The 2,964-nt window shown below is 61.3% G+C and carries 4 protein-coding genes; all 4 read right to left on the bottom strand.

Features of this window, described 5'->3' with window-relative positions; all coding sequences use genetic code 11:
• On the bottom strand, positions 1-675 hold a 675-nt coding region (locus VEJ16_08580), incomplete at its 3' end, for an ABC transporter ATP-binding protein (GenBank protein HYB09712.1).
• The gene (locus VEJ16_08575; GenBank protein ID HYB09711.1) at positions 672-1,565 is read right to left on the bottom strand and encodes a branched-chain amino acid ABC transporter permease; all 894 of its coding nucleotides are present in this window, start codon (positions 1,563-1,565) and stop codon (positions 672-674) included. The genes VEJ16_08580 and VEJ16_08575, both read right to left, overlap by 4 nt.
• A 56-nt stretch (positions 1,566-1,621) precedes the next feature.
• A complete protein-coding gene (locus VEJ16_08570) occupies positions 1,622-2,491 on the bottom strand; it encodes a branched-chain amino acid ABC transporter permease (protein HYB09710.1) in 870 nt (289 codons plus the stop codon).
• A 239-nt stretch (positions 2,492-2,730) separates the two neighbouring features.
• Positions 2,731-2,964 (bottom strand): ABC transporter substrate-binding protein (locus VEJ16_08565; protein HYB09709.1); only part of this gene is annotated, 234 nt, incomplete at its 5' end.

Here is a 2,964-nt window from a genome sequence, read left to right as displayed (position 1 = left end):
AACGGCACCCTCGGCAAGCACCATGATTCGGTCCGCGAGATGAAAAACGACGCGCATGTCGTGCTCGATCAGCACGATCGTGAGTTTTTGGTCCTGATGCAGGCGCCGGATAAGCTGCGTGATGTCATAGGTTTCCTGGTCACCCATGCCGGCCGTCGGCTCATCGAGGAGCAAGAGACGCGGATTGAGCGAGAGCGACATCATGATCTCCGTCGCACGCTGATCGCCGTGGCTGAGTTCGCCCACGAGCCGGTCGGCCTTGGTGCCGAGCCCACCCATTTGCATGAATTCGTCAATGCGCGCCGAGAGTGACGCGTCCTCGCGCGACGAAAGCCAAGGACGCAGTCGCAAGCCGGCCGCCGCCTCGACGCCAATGCGCAGATTCTCGCGCACGGTCAGTTCGGGAAAGATCTCCGTGATTTGAAATGTGCGCGCCATCCCCATCGCTACCCGACGGTGCACCGGCATTTCCGTCACGTCTTGTTCTTCGAACAGAATGCGTCCGGAGGTCGGCGGAAAGAATCCACTGATGAGATTGAAAAACGTGGTCTTGCCGGCCCCGTTCGGGCCGATCACGGCGCGCAGTTCTCCCGGCTCGACGGTAAGCGTGACCCCGTTCACGGCGATCAAGCTGCCGAAATGTCGGGAAACGTTCTGGACTTTCAAAAGACTCATGCGGCTGCCTTTCGCCTGACGATGCCAAGCACGCCACGTGGAAAAAAGAGCACGACAAGCACAAAGAAAAGACCGATGAACGACTGCCAGTTCTCGGTCATGCTCGACACCTGGTCCTGCAAGACGACAAAGATCGCCGCCCCGATAAGCGGGCCCCAGAACGAGCGCATTCCGCCCAACACCGCCATGATCACGAAGTCCCCCGACTGGTCCCAGCGCAGCGCCCGTGGGTCGGCAAAATTGTTCAAGAGCGCGTAAAGCGCCCCGGACAGGCTCACGAACATGCAGGAAATCACGAAAGACAACCAGATATGCCGCTCGACCGGAATCCCGAGAAAGCGGGCACGCCGCTCGTTCTCCCGGATCGCCAAGAGGGTGCGCCCGAAGGGTGAGCGCAAGAGCAAGCCCATGATCGCAATCGCGACGGCGAAAAGCGCGAGTGCGAAATAGTAGAAGGCCTTGTCGCTGCCGAGGATGTCGAGGGTTGCGACGCCGAAATCGAGCGGCTGGCGCTTCCATCCCGAGAGTCCGTCATCCCCGCCCGTCACGGAGTTCCACCGGAATGCGATGAAGTAGAACACCTGGCCGAAGGCGATCGTCACCATCGCGAAATAGACGCCCCGCAGCTTGACGATCAAGGCGCCGATCGCCATTGCCGCGACGGTGCCGATCAGCACGCCCGCGACGATGCCGAGTGCGGTGCTCGGCACGAGATACTTGATGGTCAGGCCGACACCGTAGGCGCCGAGACCGAAATACGCGGCATGACCGAACGACAACACCCCCGTGAACCCGAGAAGGAAGTTGAGTCCCATCGCGGCAAGGGCGAGCACGATCATGCGGCTGCTGAGTGCGGTATAGCCGCCAAGGATCGGCATCCAATAAGGCATCGTCAGGAGAAGGATCCAGACGAGGGCCGTTGAAGCCTGCTTGCGCAAGAGGTCGCTCAATGCATCCTCCCCTCTTCCCCGAGGAGACCTCGCGGTCGAATGAGGAGCACAAGGCCCATCATCACGTACATCACCGCCTCGGTCGCGGACGGAAAGTAGACGGTTGTCAGGTTCGAGGCGACGCCAATCAACACGCCGCCGAGGAGGGTGCCCGGCAAGCTGCCGAGGCCGCCCACGATGATCGCCACGAAGCTCGGCATGATGAGCGTGAGGCCGAGCGTCGGCGACAAGCCCTGCTGACCGGCTGCGAGCACGCCCGCGAGCCCGGCCAAATAAATGCCCAAGCCGAAATTCAGCGTGCGCAGGACCCGCACGTTGACGCCAAGCACCGACACCGTATCGAGATCGAGCGTTCCCGCACGGATGCGCATGCCAAGGCGCGTCCGGCTGAGGATATAGAAGAGGCCGCCGACTGCGGCCACGACGAGCACGACCATGAACAGGCGGTAGCCCGTCAGAAAGAAGAAGTCGGTGCTGAGCGGTGTCGCGAGCCAGCCCGGAATTTGATAGGGCACGCTCTGCGCACCCCAGATGGCGCGCGTCACGTCCTCGAAGATCAAGGCAAGGCCAAAGGTGAGCAGCAGGCTATAGAGCGGGTCGCGGCCGTAAAGTCGGCGGATCAGCAGACGCTCGACGAAGAGCCCGAGCGTTGCTGTGAGTACCGGTGCTAGGAGCAAGGCGCCCCAGAAGCCGACGAAAGGAATCAACGTGTAGGCGATATAGCCGCCCAGGGCCAAAAATCCCCCGTGGGCGAAATTTATGACGCCGCTCAGATTGAGAATGAGCGAAAGGCCGAGGGCCATCAGCGCGTAAAAGGCGCCGACGATCAAGCCATTGAAGACATTGAATAGGATCAGTTGGGTCATTCTGACATCTCGCCCCACCTGCACATTCGTTTCTTCCGGTGCCCTGGCGCCACGGTTTCAACCTTCCCGATGACGGCAAAACGGCCGCTCTCTCCAAGTTTGCCAGCGTACTCAGTGGACTGCAGCGCCCACGAGTACGCCGGCGAAGCGAAATCCAACTGTCGCTTGCCCCCATCCGCGCGCCGCAATGCTGCCCGGGCGCGCGGAATCGAAGAAATTGAGGTCAATTTGCCGGAGCGTCAGGCGGGCCAGGTCAGCTTGCACCCCGTTTCCGAGCCGGGGGGTGCTGCATCGGTGCCCTTGATGACCTCGGTGACCTTGAAGAGGTCTTCGTCCGTCTCGCCTTTCGCCTGGGCGTTGCCGACGTAGAGGGATGGAATGAGCTGATGGTCGTCGGCGCGATAAAAGGGATCGTTCGGCATCAAGGCAACTTCGGGCGGAAGTTTGAAATCTGCCATCGCCCGGGCAAGCTT

The organism is Alphaproteobacteria bacterium, from assembly GCA_035625915.1.
Taxonomy (GTDB): Bacteria; Pseudomonadota; Alphaproteobacteria; order JACZXZ01; family JACZXZ01; genus DATDHA01.
This window is presented reverse-complemented; position numbering and strand designations above follow the sequence as displayed.

Excerpts from the sequence above, each read along its gene's own strand:
- VEJ16_08575 (HYB09711.1), bottom strand. The coding sequence starts at position 1,565 with ATGCCTTATTGGATGCCGATCCTTGGCGGCTATACCGCACTCAGCAGC.
- VEJ16_08570 (HYB09710.1), bottom strand. The coding sequence starts at position 2,491 with ATGACCCAACTGATCCTATTCAATGTCTTCAATGGCTTGATCGTCGGC.